The sequence below is a fragment of the Streptomyces sp. PKU-EA00015 genome (genome assembly GCF_013387495.1).
Taxonomy (GTDB): domain Bacteria; phylum Actinomycetota; class Actinomycetes; order Streptomycetales; family Streptomycetaceae; genus Streptomyces.
The window spans coordinates 268,043-283,261 of record NZ_JABZEE010000010.1 but is presented as its reverse complement, the minus strand read 5'-3'; the positions used below and the strand labels follow the sequence as shown (position 1 = coordinate 283,261).

14 protein-coding genes and 3 pseudogenes are annotated in these 15,219 nt (G+C 71.9%); 9 read left to right on the top strand and 8 right to left on the bottom strand.

The features are described from left to right. Positions 1–269: 269 nt before the first annotated feature. The 4 genes from HW130_RS10580 to HW130_RS10565 all read right to left on the bottom strand — a co-directional run bounded on the left by HW130_RS10580 (position 270) and on the right by HW130_RS10565 (position 3,463). Entirely contained in the window at positions 270–1,451 is a 1,182-nt protein-coding gene (locus tag HW130_RS10580) for an ROK family transcriptional regulator (RefSeq protein ID WP_177149202.1), read from the bottom strand. Positions 1,452–1,650: 199 nt separating this feature from the next. After that, the gene (locus HW130_RS10575; RefSeq protein ID WP_177149201.1) at positions 1,651–1,827 is read right to left on the bottom strand and encodes a hypothetical protein; all 177 of its coding nucleotides are present in this window, start codon (positions 1,825–1,827) and stop codon (positions 1,651–1,653) included. A gap of 199 nt (positions 1,828–2,026) precedes the next feature. Continuing rightward, complete coding sequence (locus tag HW130_RS10570; RefSeq protein WP_177149200.1) at positions 2,027–2,491, bottom strand: NUDIX domain-containing protein; 465 nt, start codon at positions 2,489–2,491, stop codon at positions 2,027–2,029. A gap of 24 nt (positions 2,492–2,515) precedes the next feature. Beyond that, a complete protein-coding gene (locus HW130_RS10565; RefSeq protein WP_177149199.1) occupies positions 2,516–3,463 on the bottom strand; it encodes a beta-ketoacyl-ACP synthase III in 948 nt (315 codons plus the stop codon). Between the two features lie 138 nt (positions 3,464–3,601). Here HW130_RS10565 and HW130_RS10560 point away from each other — a divergent pair. The 5 genes and pseudogenes from HW130_RS10560 to HW130_RS10540 all read left to right on the top strand — a co-directional run. Next, positions 3,602–4,120: pseudogene (locus HW130_RS10560) on the top strand (4Fe-4S binding protein); the annotation flags it as partial. 4 nt (positions 4,121–4,124) lie between these two features. Beyond that, entirely contained in the window at positions 4,125–4,964 is an 840-nt protein-coding gene (gene fdhD / locus HW130_RS10555; RefSeq protein WP_177149198.1) for a formate dehydrogenase accessory sulfurtransferase FdhD, read from the top strand. A gap of 213 nt (positions 4,965–5,177) precedes the next feature. Next, on the top strand, positions 5,178–5,366 hold the full coding sequence (locus HW130_RS10550) for a DUF6381 family protein (protein ID WP_177149197.1): 189 nt from the start codon (positions 5,178–5,180) through the stop codon (positions 5,364–5,366). Between the two features lie 241 nt (positions 5,367–5,607). Continuing rightward, positions 5,608–6,180 (top strand): TetR/AcrR family transcriptional regulator, encoded by a 573-nt coding sequence (locus tag HW130_RS10545; RefSeq protein ID WP_177149196.1) that lies wholly within the window; start codon positions 5,608–5,610, stop codon positions 6,178–6,180. Between the two features lie 34 nt (positions 6,181–6,214). Then, positions 6,215–7,183, top strand: a complete 969-nt coding sequence (locus tag HW130_RS10540) for an alpha/beta hydrolase (RefSeq protein ID WP_177149195.1) — start codon at positions 6,215–6,217, stop codon at positions 7,181–7,183. 159 nt (positions 7,184–7,342) lie between these two features. Here HW130_RS10540 and HW130_RS10535 read toward each other — a convergent pair. Beyond that, positions 7,343–7,775 (bottom strand): annotated as a pseudogene (locus tag HW130_RS10535) (carboxymuconolactone decarboxylase family protein); the annotation flags it as partial. Here HW130_RS10535 and HW130_RS10530 point away from each other — a divergent pair. After that, positions 7,775–8,281: pseudogene (locus tag HW130_RS10530) on the top strand (RNA polymerase subunit sigma-24); the annotation flags it as partial. The pseudogenes HW130_RS10535 and HW130_RS10530 overlap by 1 nt on opposite strands. Positions 8,282–8,376: 95 nt before the next feature. On the opposite strand, the gene HW130_RS10525 reads toward HW130_RS10530, so the two are convergent. Both HW130_RS10525 and HW130_RS10520 read right to left on the bottom strand, forming a co-directional pair. After that, positions 8,377–8,784, bottom strand: coding sequence for a (2Fe-2S) ferredoxin domain-containing protein (locus HW130_RS10525; protein WP_177149194.1), 408 nt, complete (start codon positions 8,782–8,784; stop codon positions 8,377–8,379). Positions 8,785–8,909: 125 nt separating this feature from the next. Further along, the gene (locus tag HW130_RS10520) at positions 8,910–9,995 is read right to left on the bottom strand and encodes a bile acid:sodium symporter family protein (protein WP_177149193.1); all 1,086 of its coding nucleotides are present in this window, start codon (positions 9,993–9,995) and stop codon (positions 8,910–8,912) included. A gap of 103 nt (positions 9,996–10,098) precedes the next feature. Here HW130_RS10520 and HW130_RS10515 point away from each other — a divergent pair, with 103 nt between their 5' ends. The 3 genes from HW130_RS10515 (at position 10,099) to HW130_RS10505 (ending at position 14,057) form a co-directional block, all read left to right on the top strand. Beyond that, entirely contained in the window at positions 10,099–10,995 is an 897-nt protein-coding gene (locus HW130_RS10515) for a LysR family transcriptional regulator (protein WP_218183340.1), read from the top strand. Positions 10,996–11,309: 314 nt separating this feature from the next. Further along, entirely contained in the window at positions 11,310–13,109 is a 1,800-nt protein-coding gene (locus HW130_RS10510; RefSeq protein WP_177149192.1) for a long-chain fatty acid--CoA ligase, read from the top strand. Between the two features lie 114 nt (positions 13,110–13,223). Next, positions 13,224–14,057, top strand: coding sequence for an aldo/keto reductase (locus HW130_RS10505; RefSeq protein ID WP_177149191.1), 834 nt, complete (start codon positions 13,224–13,226; stop codon positions 14,055–14,057). Positions 14,058–14,226: 169 nt separating this feature from the next. Here the strand turns inward: HW130_RS10505 and HW130_RS10500 are convergent, their stop codons facing one another. Further along, a complete protein-coding gene (locus HW130_RS10500; RefSeq protein ID WP_177149190.1) occupies positions 14,227–15,183 on the bottom strand; it encodes a YafY family protein in 957 nt (318 codons plus the stop codon). Between the last annotated feature and the right edge of the window lie 36 nt (positions 15,184–15,219).

Genomic DNA, 15,219 nt, shown 5'->3' with positions numbered 1-15,219 from the left:
GTGGTGCGGCTCGTGCGTCGACCGGTGCGGGAGGTGCGGGTGGTGCGAGTGTGTGCTGCTCGTGGTGCCGGTGCTCGTGGTGGGGCGACGGTTGTGCCGTGCGGGTGGCGCCGGTGACGGCCGGGCCCCGGGGGTCGGAGGGACCGGTCGTGACGGACGGGAGTGCCGGTGGTGCCTGGCGTACGCGTGGTGCCTGGTCGTACGGGTGGTGCCGGTGGTGCCTGGTCGTGCGGACCGGTCCGGGGATCGGGCCGGTGGGATCAGGTGGATCAGGCGGGTGAGAACAGGTGGTCGCTGATGAGCCGGGCCGCGCCGATCACTCCCGCCGTCGGCCCCAACTCCCCGAGCACGATGGGCAGGTTGCCCGTGGCCAGCGGCAGCGACTGCCGGTAGACCTGGGTGCGCACACTGGCCAGCAGCGTGTGTCCGAGACCGGTCACCCCGCCTCCGATCACCACGAGGCCGGGGTTGAAGAAGCTGACCAGCCCGGCGATGACCTGGCCGACGCGGTTGCCTCCCTGACGGATCAGGTCGAGGGCCTTGGCGTCGCCGGCCGCCGCGGCGGCGGAGACGTCCGCGGCCGTCAGCTGCCCGGCCGCCTCCAGCCGGGCGGCGAGCTCGGGCGAGAGTCCGGCGCGCGCGGCGTCCTCGGCGTCGCGGGCGAGCGCGGCGCCGCTGAAGTGTGCTTCCAGGCAGCCCTTGTTGCCGCAGACGCACGCCCTGCCGTCCGGCTCGACCTGGATGTGTCCGATGTCCCCCGCGCTGCCGGTGGTACCGCGGTAGACCTCGCCGCCGACGACGATGCCGCAGCCGATGCCCGTGCCGATCTTGACGCAGAGGAAGTCGCCGACGGACCGGGCGACGCCCGCGTGCTGCTCCCCCATGGCCATCAGGTTCACGTCGTTGTCGACCATGACCGGGCAGCCGAGGTCCTGGCTGAGCGCCTCGCGGACCGGGAAGCCGTCCCAGCCCGGCATGATCGGCGGCGCGACGGGCACGCCCTCGGGGAAGCGGACCGGTCCGGGCACTCCGATGCCCGCTCCGTCGAAGCCCTCGGCGAGTCCTGAGGCCTTGAGCTTGTCCGCCATCGACAGAACCTGCTCGAAGACGGCGACGGGCCCTTCGCGTACGTCCATGGGGTGGTTGAGATGCCCCAGGACCTCCAGCTCCGCGTTGGTGACGGCGACGTCGATCGAGGTGGCGCCGATGTCGACGCCGAGGAAGCGCAGGGCGGGCGCGAGCCGGATGTTGTGGGAGCGGCGGCCGCCCCGGGAGGCGGCGAGTCCGTCCGCGACCACGAGCCCGGTCTCCAGCAGCCGGTCCACCTCGACGGCGAGCTTGGACCGGGACAGGTCCACCTGATCGCCCAGCTGAGCCCGGGAGTTGGGCCCGCCGTCACGCAGCAGCCGAAGCAGTCGCGCCTGGTGAGCGTTAGCGGGTCGAGCCGTCATGCGCCTCACGTACCCCTCCCCTCCCCTGGCCCTCGGCCTCAGCCCTTTCGGCGCGGGGAACCCTGGTCTTCCGTCTGCTTTCGAGGGGAACGTAGCAGCGCTTTGCCCGAGTGGGAAGAACTTGCGCACAGTTCCGGCGCAACTTTCTCCTCGCTCGGGACAAAGGTCGCTCAGTCGTTGTGCAACACCGCGGCGATCGTCAGCCGTGCCGCCGAGCGGGGACGAGTGCGCCGAGTACGGCGATGACGAGCGCCCGCCAGGGGGCGATGCCCGCCAACTGCAGTGCCTGCCGTACGTCTTTCATGGACTCGGGGACCACCATCGAGATCTGGTCCACGAGCAGCCGGTGCGCGGCGATCCCGAGGGGGATGCCCATCAGCCGGCCCACGTCCGGGGAACTGACGGTCAGCGAGGCGACGGTGAAGACCCAAGCGACCGGGATCTTCGCCGAGTTGAGCCTGCGCGACCGGACCCAGGCGGTCGTGCTCGCCTACGAGACGGGGGCTCGTCCCGCCCGGCGGAACGGACGCCTCCTAGGACTGTCCTCCGCCGCACGCCTCACCAGGGCCGCCGGCTCACAGGAATGGTTCGAGGCGGTCCAGGAAGACCCGCTGCGACGCGACCAGCTTCTCGCGTGCGGTCCCGACGCCGAACCACTCGGCCCGGTCGATCTCCGGGAACTCCTGCTGGACGCCCGACCCCCGCGGCCACTCCATGGTGAAGGTGCCCGGCACGACGAGGGACGTGTCGAGGTCGCCCTCCATCGCCCACACCGTGACGACCTTGCCGTTCGACTGCCGTGTCTCGCCGAGGGGAATCCAGTCGCCGACGGGCGGCTGGAGCCCCAGTTCCTCCTCGAACTCCCGCCGTGCGGCGGCCATCGGGTCCTCGTCCGGGGTGTACTCGCCCTTGGGGACCGACCAGGCCGCGTCGTCGCGGGACGCCCAGAACGGGCCGCCCATGTGCCCGAGCAGGACCTGGACCCGGGCGTCCCGCCGCCGGTAGAGCAGGAGTCCGGCACTTCGCTTCGTCGTCGCCATGCCGCCCAGTGTGACGGCGCGCGCTCAGGGGCAGCGGATGACCTGGCCCGCGTACGACAGGTTTCCGCCGAAACCGAAGAGGAGGACCGGGTCGCCGGAGGTGATCTCGCCGCGCTCGACGAGCTTGGACAGGGCCATCGGGATGGAGGCCGCGGAGGTGTTGCCCGACTCCACGACGTCGCGGGCGACGACCGCGTTGACCGCGCCGATCCGCTGGGCGACGGGCTCGATGATCCGCAGGTTGGCCTGGTGCAGGACGACGGCGGCGAGGTCCTCGGGCGCGACACCGGCCCGCTCGCAGACCTTGCGGGCGATGGGCGGGAGCTGCGTGGTGGCCCACCGGTAGACGGCCTGCCCCTCCTGCGCGAAGCGCGGCGGGGTGCCCTCGATGCGCACGGCATGCCCCATCTCGGGGACCGATCCCCACAGGACCGGGCCTATTCCGGCGTCCTGGCCGGGACGAACGGCTTCGACGACCGCGGCGCCGGCGCCGTCGCCGACGAGCACGCAGGTGGTGCGGTCGCTCCAGTCGGTGATGTCGGCCATCTTGTCGGCGCCGATGACCAGCGCCCGGGTGGCCGCTCCCGCGCGCACCGTGTGGTCCGCGGTGGCGAGCGCGTGGGTGAAGCCCGCGCAGACGACGTTGAGGTCCATCACCGCGGGCGAGCCCATGCCCAGCCGCGCCGCCACGCGCGCGGCCGTGTTGGGCGAGCGGTCGACGGCCGTGGAGGTGGCGACCAGCACGAGGTCGATGTCGGCCGGGGTGAGACCGGCCGAGGCCAGGGCCTTGGCGCCGGCGTGCGCGGCCAGCTCGTCGACGGGCTCGTCGGGGCCCGCGATGTGCCGGGTCTCGATGCCCACGCGGCTGCGGATCCACTCGTCGCTGGTGTCGACGAGGGCCGCCAGGTCGTCGTTGGTGAGCACCTTCGCGGGCTGGTAGTGCCCGACGGCGACGACGCGTGAGCCGGTCATGGATGGTTCCCCTCGGGACGATGCCAGGTGCCACCCCAGTCTTCGCGGCTACCCACCGGTACGACGGCAGGTGATCCGACAAGCTTCACCGGCCGGACTTTGGAGCTTCCCCCACGGAGCCCCGCGATTACCGGACACGAGTGGATCAAGGAGTACGAGGCGAAGCCGGACCGCTTCGGCCCGGACGCGGCCCGCGTCGACGAGGAGCCGAAGATCGACAACGACCTCTACGTGCGCGACTACGACCAGGGCATCCTGTGCTACAAGTGCGTCGACGCGTGCGGTGAGCAGTGGCAGAACACGTTCGTGATCGCCGTCGCGGGCCGCGGCTTCGACGCCCGGATCTCTTCATGGAGCACGACGCACCCCTCACTGACTCGGCGTGCGGGTACTGCGGCAACTGCATCGAGGTGCCCGACGGGGGCGCTGTCCTTCACGTCCGAGTTCGACATGCGGGCCGCCGGCACCTGGGACGAGTCGGCCCAGACGCGGACCACCACGGTGTGCGCGTACTGCGGCCTCGGCTGCAACCCGACGCTGCACGTGCAGGACAATGAGATCGTCGAGGTCACCTCGCCGCACGACAACCCGGTGACCCGCTGCAACCTCTGCATCAAGGGCCGTTTCGGCTGCCGACACGTACAGAATCGGGTCTGATCTCATGGGACGGGTCACCGAGCGCCGCCGCACCATCCGCATCCGGGACGGGGCGGTGTCCTCGCGCCCCGACACGCTGGTGGCGGAGGAGCCGCTGGAGATCCGGCTCAACGGCAGGCCCCTGGCGATCACCATGCGCACCCCGGGCGACGACTTCGCGCTGGCGGCCGGGTTCCTGGTCAGCGAGGGGGTGCTCGGGGCGGCCGAGGAGCTCCAGTCGATCGTGTACTGCGCGGGCGCGCAGGCCGACGGTTCGAACACCTACAACGTGGTGGACGTGAAACTCGCGCCCGGCGTCGCCGTTCCCGACATCACGCTGGAGCGCAACGTCTACACGACGTCGTCCTGCGGACTGTGCGGCAAGGCGAGCCTGGACGCCGTCCGGACGACCGCCCGGTTCCCGATCGCCGACACTCCCCCGGTCCGCGTCGAGCCCTCGCTGCTCGCCGGCCTCCCCGACCGGCTGCGCGCGGCGCAGCAGGTCTTCGACCGGACGGGGGGCCTGCACGCGGCGGCACTGTTCTCGCCCGACGGCGAACTGCTGGACATACGGGAGGACGTGGGCCGGCACAACGCCGTCGACAAGCTCGTCGGCCGCGCCCTCCAGGAGGACCGGCTGCCGCTGTCCCGGTCGATCCTCCTCGTGTCCGGGCGGGCGTCGTTCGAGCTGGCGCAGAAGGCGGTGATGGCGGGCATCCCGGTGCTCGCGGCCGTCTCCGCGCCGTCGTCGCTCGCGGTGGACCTGGCGGCCGAGACGGGCCTGACACTGGTCGGCTTCCTGCGCGGCGCCAACATGAACGTGTACGCGGGCGACGAGCGCATCGCCCTGGGCACCGGGGTCTGAGCGCCTCGCGGCACGGGACAGCGACCCGGCCGGCGGGGAGCGCCGCCTGCGCAGGCGGTTCCGTCCGCCGCCCACGAAGCGGTCGACGAGACGACCGACGAGACGACCGCGGCCGATCTGCGGGAATAGCGGTGGGTGACCGCTCCGGATGCGCAGGCCCGGGGGCGTTGCTTCGCTGAGGTGGTCCGCTCTTCCCCAGATCAAGGAGCGATCATGAGCGTTTCAGGTGACCCGGGCCGCCGTTCCGAGCAGATGCGCCAGAAGGTGCAGGACCTGCAGGAGGCCGCGGAGCGCGCGACCGACCCGGACGAGCGCCGCCGGCTGCAGGACCAGGCCCGCAGGCTCCGCGCGCAGAGCAAGCAGGCCAACCTCCGGGGCGACGAGAAAATCGACCCCATGTGACGACCCGAACCGGCGGCAGGTCCGGCATCCACGCGCACCTCTCGGGACCGCCGGTCGTCCGATCACGGTGCGGACCGCGCTCAGGCTGTACCCGTCCGCGACCGACCGTGGCAACGGCGGCCCTCCTCCCCGGCCGGGGAGGAGGGCCGCCTCGGCGTCCGACGTGCACATCGCGCGCCTCACGCCCTGGACGCGGGGCAGGTAATTTACATTCTTAGAGGTCAGTGTTAAATTTGTAGCCATGCCGAAGGTCCCTTCTTCCCAGGTCGTGCTCGACAGCGCCTACCGCTGCTTCTGCCGCAACGGGTTCCGCCGCACGACGATCTCCGACATCGTCGAAGAGGCGCGGATGTCGCGCCCGACCGTCTACAAGTACGCCGGCACCAAGGACGAGGCGTTCGCCAAGGTCGTCCGGGCGAGGCTGGAGCGCGCTTCGGCGGCGGCCGAGGAAGCGGCGGCCGCCGCGGCCACACCCGAGGAGAAGGTGCTCGGCGTGCTCACGGTGAAGCTGGAGGTCGCCGTCGAGATCTGGCGCGACAGCCCCACGCACGCCTACGAGCTGCTGTCCGCCGCCTCCGCCCACACCCCCGAGCTGGTCACCGCCTATACGGACTGCTTGACGGAGCTTGTGGCCTCGGCCCTGGCCGACGTCGTCCCCGAGAGCGCCCAGCAGGCGGCCGGCGTGCTGCTCACGTTCACCCGTGGCCTGGAGGACGACCTGCGCGACGTCGAAGCGGCCCGCCGGGACCTCCGGGTCGGCGTTCAGATGATCACGAGTGGGGCGCTGAGCCGCCCCGCGTCCCTCCCCGCCTGACCCACCAGCAGGCCGCAGCCGGAAGGCACTCACGATGCGCACGACCTCCGCCCCCGTCCACTACCGCGACCAGCAGGCATGGCGTGATCTGCAGCAGTTCCTGCCCGCCCGCCTCCGGCTGACCGACGACACCGCGCCCGAGGAAGAGTTCTGGGACTGGCACGGACACCGCGTCCACCTCGACCGCTACCCGAACCCCACGGCGAAGGCCAAGGTCGTCCTGCACCACGGCGTGGGCACCAACGGGCGCCAGATGTCCCTCATTCTGGGCGCCCCGCTGGCCCGGCGCGGCTTCGAGACCGTGGCCCTGGACAACCTCGGCTACGGCCTCACCCAGGTCAAACCGAGCACGACCCCCTCCTACGACGACTGGGTCGACCTGGTCGTCGACTTCCTGGCCCACGAGCAGTCCCGCGACGACCGCCCGATCGTGCTCTACGGGCTGAGCGCGGGCGGCATGCTCGCCTACCACGTGGCCGCCAAAGCGCCCCGCGGCTCCCTGGCCGGCATCGTCGGCATGACCTTCCTCGACCCGCGCCACCGACAGGTCCGCGACGAGACCGCCCACGACATCCTCACCGCACGCCTGGGCATCCCGCTCATGGGCCTGATGGCGAAGACCCCGGCCGCCTCGCTGAAGTACCCCATGAGCCTGGCCGGCAAGATGTCCGCCCTCGCCAACGACCCGGCCGCCATGAAGGTGTTCCTCAACGACCGCACCTCGTCCGCGAATTGGGTCAGCATCCGTTTCCTGGACCGCTATGCGCGCTACGTACCAGCGGTCGAGCCGGAGGACTTCGACGCCTGCCCGGTGCTGCTGACCCAGCCCGCCGAGGACCGCTGGAGCCCGCACCACCTGAGCCTGCCCGTGGTGTCCCGTATCACGAAGGTCCCCGTCGACACGGTCATGCTGGACAACGCCGGCCACTACCCCCTCGAAGAGCCCGGCCTGCAACAAATGCAGGACGCCATCGCGGACTTCGTCACCGAACACACCACCTGACCGAGCCGCCGCGGGGGTCGGCGGGTGCCGACCCTCTGGCACGCGAAGCCGTCCCGCTCCTCCAGCACACCCGATTCGCCTCCCGAAGGCGGCCGGCACGGCCGTGCGCGGGCCCGGCCCGGTCTGATGATCCCGGGCCGGGCCCCCTTCGTCCGCCGATCAGCCGAACGCGGCGGCGAACATGCCGGGCTCGTAGGAACCTCCCTGCTGGTGCATGATCACGGCGAGCCGGTTGGCCGCGTTGAATCAGAGCGACCAGGGAGACCAGCGCGGCGATCTGGTCGTCGTCGTAGTGCTTGCGTACCTGGGCCCAGGTCTCGTCGGACACGCCGGGGTGGGCGTCGGCGAGCCGGGTGCCCTCTTCTGCGAGCGCCAGCGCGGCCCGCTCGGCCTCGGTGAACACGGTGGATTCGCGCCAGGCGGCGGCCAGATGGAGCCGGACCGCGGTTTCACCGGCGGCTGTGGCGTCCTTGGTGTGCATGTCGATGCACCAACCGCAGCCGTTGATCTGGCTGGCCCGCAGTGACACCGGCTCCTGCGTGGACTTCGGCAGCGGCGACTGCTGAATCACCAGGCCGGCGCCTGCGAACCGAGGTGTTCGACCTCGGGTACGACGAGATCGCCGAAGCCGTCGACAAGAGCCCGGCCGCGGTCCGTCAGATCGCACACCGGGCACGGGGACACGTCGCGGCGGGCCGGCCGCGCGGGGGCGTTTCCCCGACCGAGACCCGAGACGCGCTCGACGCGTTCCAACGGGCGGCCGAGACGGGCGATCTGCAGGGCCTGCTCGACATCCTCGCGCCGGACGTCGTCTTCATGGGTGACGGTGGCGGAGTCAGGCAGGCCGGCCCGCGGCCCGTCGTGGGGGCCGACAAGGTGGCCCGCCTGCTGGCCGCCGGGCTGGGCAGGATCGCCGCCACAGGGGCACTGCGGCCGGCACAGGTCAATGGGTATCCGGCGCTGGTTCTCCGGCTCGACGGCGAGATCGACACCGTCGTGGCGGTGCGCATGGACGACGGCCTGATCACCGGGCTCCACGCCGTGCGCAATCCCGAGAAGCTGTCGCACATGCAGCGGGAGACCGCCCTGCGCCGCTGAGCCCGGGGCTCCTCGGAAACGGACACAACCCGAGTTCGACGGGCACGGGGTCGTGATGCTCCGCGAGCCGCAGTCCCTTGTTCCTCGAGCCTGCTCTAGCGGCCGACGCGGCGGCGGGCGTCCGAAGGCGGCGGGATCATCTGGAGCGTCAGGGTCGTCGGCGGCTCGGCCATGCCGGGGCCGCCGGCCTCGGCCCACGCGATCACGTCGTCGGTGGCGTCGTCGTCGAGTGCCCAGCCGATCCAGGCGGCACGGGCTCCGCGCCGGCGGCCTTCGGTGGAGGGCTGCACGACGATGACGTTCGCCTGGCCGCAGGGGCCGAGGCAGTCGCTGGTGCGTACGGCGAGACGCCCACCGGACGCGTCGGCCGCGTCGCGCAGCCGGGCGAGTTGGCCGGCGTGGTCGGTCCCGGGATTCTTGCGGGCGTCGCCGCAGCAGCACCCCCGGCAGACGACGAGGGTGCAGGGGCGGGCGCCGAAGGGTCGTATCGCGAACGTCGTCACCGGCTGATCTTCCCAGGCGCACGACAGTGTCGCGGCAAGAGGGGCCGGACTCGGCCATCAGGACGATCAGCCACCGGTTCGAGCGGCAAGAGGCGGCCAACGATCCATCGCCGGTCAGGATCCGCTCATCGGTTCTGCAGTGCGGTGGGCGCGGACGCACCAGGGCGCGGGGCGGAGGCGGCGGGGGCCGCATCGTGTGCGCGGCGCTTCGCGATCACCGCGCACACCATCAGCTGCAGCTGGTGGTGTGCGCGGCGCTTCGCGATCACCGCGCACACCATCAGCTGCAGCTGGTGGAAGAGCATCAGCGGCAGCACGGCCAGGCCCGCCTGCGCGCCGAACAGCACCGCCGCCATCGGCAGCCCCGCCGCCAGGCTCTTCTTCGAGCCCGCGAACTGGATCGCGATCCGGTCCGCCCGGCCGAAGCCGAGCCGCTTCGCGCCGAACCACGTCAGCGTCAGTATCAGTGCGAGCAGCAGCGCCTCGATCGCGAGGAGGCCGCCGAGCCGGGCCGGGTTCACCTGGTGCCAGACCCCCGCGACCATGCCCTCGCTGAAGGCCGTGTAGACGACCACCAGGATCGAGCCGCGGTCGACGTATCCGAGCACCTGCCTGTGCCGGGCGAGGAAGCCTCCCACCCAGCGGCTGAGCACCTGGCCCGCCACGAACGGAACGAGCAGTTGCAGCACGATCCGCCGCAGCGAGTCCGCGGAGAAGCCGCCCGCGCCGCCGCCCAGCAGCAGGGCCGCCAGCAGCGGTGTGAGCACGATGCCGGCGAGGCTGGAGAACGAACCGGCGCAGATCGCCGCCGGCACGTTGCCGCGGGCCATCGACGTGAAGGCGATGGACGACTGGATCGTGGAGGGCACGAGGCACAGGAACAGCAGTCCGTTCGCCAGCTCGGGCGTCAGGACGAGCGGTTCGAGCCCGCGCGCGGCGAGACCCAGCAGCGGGAAGACCACGAACGTCGCGGCGAGCACGGTCACGTGCAGTCGCCAGTGCCGCAGCCCGTCGAGCGTCTCGCGGGTCGACAGCCGGGCGCCGTAGAGGAAGAAGAGCAGGGCCACCGCCCCGGTGGACGCGCCGCCCGCCACGTCGGCCGCGGTGCCCGAGGCGGGCAGCAGTGCGGCCAGCGCCACGGTCCCCAGCAGGGCGAGGATGTACGGGTCGATCGGCAGCCACGGCAGGCGCGGGGTACGGCGGCGGTTCATGAGCTCCACTTGCTCTCGGATCAGGACGTGCCCTCTCCATGGTCCTGTGGGGGGAGGCGATCGGGAATCCCGTACACCGCTCTGACTGCCATCGCGTTTCGTGATGAGCGACGCTACCGTGGGAGGCGTGTACGACCCGACGCAGCTGCGCACCTTCCTGGCCGTCGCGCAGACGCTGAACTTCACGCAGGCCGCCCGTCGCCTCGGGCTGCGGCAGTCGACGGTGAGCCAGCACGTGCGCCGGCTGGAGGACGCGACCGGCCGGCCGCTGTTCGCCCGGGACACGCACACCGTCGAGCTCACGGAGGACGGCGAGGCGATGCTCGGCTTCGCGCGGACGATCCTCCAGGCGCACGAGCGCGCCGCGGCGTACTTCACGGGCACCCGGCTGCGCGGCCGGCTGCGGTTCGGGGCCTCCGAGGATTTCGTGCTGACGCGGCTCCCGGAGATCCTGGAGTCGTTCCGCCGCGACCACCCCGAGGTCGACCTGGAGCTGACGGTGGAGCTGTCCGGGACGCTCCACAAACGCCTGGAGGCGGGCCGCCTGGACCTGGTGCTCGCCAAACGCGGGCCGGGCGCCTCGCACGGGGAGCTGGTCTGGCGCGACCGCATGGTCTGGATCGCGGCCAAGGGCGTACGCCCGGATCCCGAGCGGCCCCTGCCGCTGATCCTGTTTCCGCCGCCCGCGGTCACCCGGGCCCGCGCGCTCGACGTGCTGGAGCGGGAGGGCCGTCCCTGGCGGATCGCGTGCACGAGCGGCAGCCTCAGCGGCCTGGTGGCCGCCGCCCGCGCCGGGCTCGGCGTGATGGCGCACACGCGCGGGCTCATCCCGCCGGGTCTGGTCGCCGTCCCGGACCGGTCGGGGCTGCCCGATCTCGGCACGGTCGACTTCGTCCTGCTCCAGGGGCGGCGACGGCACGCGGCGCAGGAGGCGGCGTCGGCCCTCGCCGACGCGCTCCTGGCGGCGGGCGACCGGCTGCACGGCCCGGCACCGCGCTGAGGCGGCGGCACAGCCGCGGGCCTGCCGGGCGGAGCGTCCCCCACCAGGTGTGGACCCATGTCTGCGCCCGGTAGAGCGCCGGTGATCACCGCGTACAGATTCGGTGGAGATTCCGCCCCGCTGTACTTACTCTGAGGTCAGAATTGTCCTCGACCGACCGCCCCAGCCACCCGGCTGCGCCGCTGACCTGTGCCGATGACCTTCCTCTTCCCTCCACGCAGCCCCTCCCGCCCGGAGTAACGGTGGGGTACGGTCACGGCGCTGTGCGGAGCGCCACAAGGAGCAGGCCATTGCGCGAGTTCACTGTCCCACCCATGGCCGCGGCGCCTCAGGTCGGCGGACTGGCGGACGCGGTCTTCGACCATGCCGAGGACGATCCGGGCCGCGTGGCACTCGCCCGCAAGGACGGCCAGGGCCGGTGGCAGGACGTCACGTCGGCGCAGTTCCGCGACGAGGTGCTGGCGCTGGCCAGGGGACTGCTCGCGCACGGCGTCCGCTTCGGCGACCGGGTCGCCCTCATGTGCCGTACCCGCTACGAGTGGACCCTCTTCGACTTCGCGCTGTGGACGGTCGGCGCGCACTCCGTGCCCGTGTATCCCACGTCCTCCGCCGAGCAGGTCTACTGGATGCTGCACGACTCCGAGGTCTCGGCCTGCATGGTGGAGCACGAGGACCACGCGATGACCATCGGCTCGGTGATCGACCGCCTGCCGCAGCTGAAGCGGCTGTGGCAGCTCGACGCCGGAGCCGTGGCCGAGCTGTTCGAGGCCGGGGCGCACATCGACGACGACGTGGTGCACCGCCACCGGCGGGCCGTCACCCCGGACTCGATCGCAACGATCATCTACACCTCGGGCACGACGGGCCGCCCCAAGGGCTGTGTGATCACGCACTCCAACTTCATGTTCGAGTCCGACACCATGGTCGGCCGCTGGGAGCCGGTGTTCCACTCCCGGCCGGGGGACGAGGCCGCGACGCTGCTGTTCCTGCCCCTGTCCCACGTCTTCGGCCGCATGGTCGAGGTCGCCGCGATCCGGGGCCGCGTCAAGCTGGGCCACCAGCCGGTGCTGCAGGCGAGCGCGCTGCTGCCCGATCTGGCCTCGCTGCGCCCGACGTTCATCCTCGCCGTTCCCTACATCTTCGAGAAGGTCTTCAACGCGGCCCGCCGCAAGGCGGAGACCGAGGGCCGGGCGGGAGCGTTCGACAAGGCCGTCGAGGTGGCCGTGAAGTACGCGGAGGCACTGGAGCACCGGGCGTTCGGACTCGGTCCCGGTCCCTCGGCCGGCCTGCGCGTCCAGCACCAGCTGTTCGAGAAGCTCGTGTACGCGAAGGTGCGCGACGCGATGGGTGGCCGGTTGCGCCACGCGATGTCCGGCGGCTCGGGCATGGACCGCCGCCTCGGGCTCTTCTTCGCCGGTGCCGGCGTCACGATCTACGAGGGCTACGGGCTGACCGAGTCCACCGCGGCGGCCACCGCCAACCCGCCCGAGCGCACCCGCTACGGCACGGTCGGCCAGCCGATCCCGGGCACCACCGTGCACATCGCGGAGGACGGCGAGATCTGGCTGCACGGCGGCCACATCTTCTCCGGCTATCTGAACGACCCGAAGGCCACGGACGCCGTCCTGCACGACGAGTGGCTGGCCACGGGCGACCTCGGGGCACTCGACGAGGACGGCTATCTGACGATCACCGGCCGGAAGAAGGAGATCCTGGTGACGTCCGGCGGCAAGAGCGTCTCCCCCGCCGCCCTGGAGGAACGGGTGCGCGCCCATCCGCTGGTGGCCCAGTGCCTCGTCGTCGGCAACGACCGCCCGTACATCGCCGCCCTCGTCACCGTCGACCCGGAGGCCGTCGACCACTGGCTGACGATCCAGGGCAAGGCACCGCTGCCGCCGGCGGAACTGGTGCGCGACCCGGATCTGGAGATGGAGATCCGGCGCGCGGTGGTGGCCGCCAACACCCTCGTGTCCAAGTCCGAGTCGATCCGCACGTTCCGGATACTCGCCCACCCCTTCAGCGAGGAGCACGGTCTGCTGACACCTTCCCTCAAGCTGAAGCGGAAGGCGATCGAGACCGCGTACGCGGACGAGGTGGACGCCCTGTACCAGTGACGTCCGCCGCCGCTCAGGGGGGCGCGGGCACGGGTCCTGCCCCTGGGAATGCGTCCGCGGATGTGATCGTTGACCCTGAGAGTCACCGACCGACGACGTAAGGATCGACCGCTCGTGAGCAAGGTCCCCTCCCTCACCCTCAACAACGGTGTCGCCATGCCGCAGCTCGGCTTCGGTGTCTGGCAGGTGCCCGACGACGAGGCGGCGCAGGCCGTCACGACGGCTCTGGAGGCCGGCTACCGCAGCATCGACACCGCCGCCGTGTACAAGAACGAGGCGGGCACGGGCAAGGCCGTCGCCGAGTCCGGCATCGCCCGCGAGGAGCTCTTCGTCACCACCAAGCTGTGGAACAGCGAGCAGGGCTACGACGCGACGCTGCGCGCGTTCGACGCCTCCCTCGACAGGCTCGGCCTCGACTACGTCGACCTGTATCTCATCCACTGGCCGGTGCCCGCCAAGGACGCCTACGTGGACACCTACCGCGCCTTCGAGAAGATCCACGCTGAGGGGCGCGCCAAGGCAATCGGCGTCTCCAACTTCCTTCCGGAACACCTGGAGCGGCTGATCGGCGAGACCTCGGTCGTCCCGGCCGTCAACCAGATCGAACTGCACCCACAGCTTCAGCAGTCGGCGTCCCGCGAGGCGCACGCCCGCCACGGCATCGCGACCGAGGCGTGGTCCCCGCTCGGCCAGGGCAAGGGCCTGCTGGAGGTGCCCACGGTCGTCGCGGTCGCCCACAAGCACGGGCGCACCCCCGCCCAGGTGGTGCTGCGCTGGCACCTCCAGCTCGGCAACGTGGTCATCCCCAAGTCCGTCACGCCGTCCCGGATCCGGGAGAACATCGACGTGTTCGGCTTCGAGCTGGACGCGGACGACCTGGCCGCCTTCGCCGCGCTCGACGAGGGCAGGCGGCTCGGCCCGAACCCGGCGGAGTTCAACCTCGCCTGAGCCGCGCCCTGTTCGGCTCCGACGATCCGGCGCAGCCGCGGGCACGCGGCTGCGCCGTCGTCGTGTCCGGACGCTGTCTTGCCCGGTGCGAGGAAGGTGCCGATCGTCGGGGAGAGGCAGGGACAGTGAGCGGGCGAGGAGGCGTGGGCGTTCGCGGCCGGACACCCGGTCAGGGCGCGGCGTGGCGTGATGCCACGTCTCGGGCCGTCGCCGCGATGCGGCTGCGGAGCGATTGGGGCTCCAGGACCTCGGCCTCCGTGCCCAACGCGAGAAACTCGGCGAGCGCCCGGTCCTCCGACTCGATCGGCAGCACGGCCCGCCTCCAGCCGTCCTGTTCCCTCACGCCCGTCTCGGCCAGCGCCCGGGCCGCCGCGCCCGTCAGGCGGGCCGCGCCGGCGGGTGAGAGGCGGACCACGGCCTCTCCCCGGTGCAGGCGGGCGAGGAAGTCCGCCTGGTAGCGCTGCCAGTACGCGGCCAGGTCGAAGTCCGCAGGCGGCGTGAACTCCTCGTCTCGGGCCTCCAGTTCCAGGATCTGGTCCACGCGGTACGTCCGCGGCCCCGGTCCCGCCACCACGTACCAGCGGCCGGCCTTCAGCACCAGGCCGTACGGCTCCAGGCGCCGGTCCACGTCGGTCGGCTCCTTCCAGCGCCGGTAGCGCACGGCGAGCACCCGGCTGTGCCACACCGCGTCCGCGACGGCCGTCAGATGCGGGACCTCCTCGTCGGCGGCGTACCAGCCGGGCGCGTCCAGGTGGAAGCGGGCGCGCATCCGGTCCGCCTGGTCGCGCAGGGCCGCGGGCAGCGCGGCCCGCAGCTTGAGCTGGGCGGCCGCGAGCGCGGGGCCGAGGCCCAGTTCGGCGGCCGGCCCTGGGATGCCGGACAGGAACAGCGCCTCCGCCTCCCCCGCCGACAGGCCGGTGAGGCGCGTGCGGTAGCCCGCGAGCAGCTGGTAACCGCCGGCGTGGCCGGCGTCCCCGTACAGCGGCACACCCGCCGAGTGCAGCGCCTCGACGTCCCGGTAGACCGTGCGCACGGACACGTCGAGCTCCCGAGCGAGCTGCGCGGCGGTCATCCGCCCACGGGTCTGCAGGAGCAACAGGATCGAGACGAGTCGGCCGGCCTTCACTGACACAGGGTGTCAGCGAAGGACCTCTAGCGTCCA

What these genes read in the sequence shown, in the direction of transcription:
- HW130_RS10520 (WP_177149193.1), bottom strand. Translation starts at nt 9,995, where the DNA reads ATGAACCGCCGCCGTACCCCGCGCCTGCCGTGGCTGCCGATCGACCCG.
- HW130_RS10545 (WP_177149196.1), top strand. Translation starts at nt 5,608, where the DNA reads ATGCCGAAGGTCCCTTCTTCCCAGGTCGTGCTCGACAGCGCCTACCGC.
- HW130_RS10580 (WP_177149202.1), bottom strand. Translation starts at nt 1,451, where the DNA reads ATGACGGCTCGACCCGCTAACGCTCACCAGGCGCGACTGCTTCGGCTG.
- HW130_RS10570 (WP_177149200.1), bottom strand. Translation starts at nt 2,491, where the DNA reads ATGGCGACGACGAAGCGAAGTGCCGGACTCCTGCTCTACCGGCGGCGG.
- HW130_RS10540 (WP_177149195.1), top strand. Translation starts at nt 6,215, where the DNA reads ATGCGCACGACCTCCGCCCCCGTCCACTACCGCGACCAGCAGGCATGG.
- HW130_RS10510 (WP_177149192.1), top strand. Translation starts at nt 11,310, where the DNA reads ATGGCCGCGGCGCCTCAGGTCGGCGGACTGGCGGACGCGGTCTTCGAC.
- HW130_RS10550 (WP_177149197.1), top strand. Translation starts at nt 5,178, where the DNA reads ATGAGCGTTTCAGGTGACCCGGGCCGCCGTTCCGAGCAGATGCGCCAG.
- HW130_RS10575 (WP_177149201.1), bottom strand. Translation starts at nt 1,827, where the DNA reads ATGGGCATCCCCCTCGGGATCGCCGCGCACCGGCTGCTCGTGGACCAG.
- fdhD (WP_177149198.1), top strand. Translation starts at nt 4,125, where the DNA reads ATGGGACGGGTCACCGAGCGCCGCCGCACCATCCGCATCCGGGACGGG.
- HW130_RS10565 (WP_177149199.1), bottom strand. Translation starts at nt 3,463, where the DNA reads ATGACCGGCTCACGCGTCGTCGCCGTCGGGCACTACCAGCCCGCGAAG.
- HW130_RS10515 (WP_218183340.1), top strand. Translation starts at nt 10,099, where the DNA reads ATGAGCGACGCTACCGTGGGAGGCGTGTACGACCCGACGCAGCTGCGC.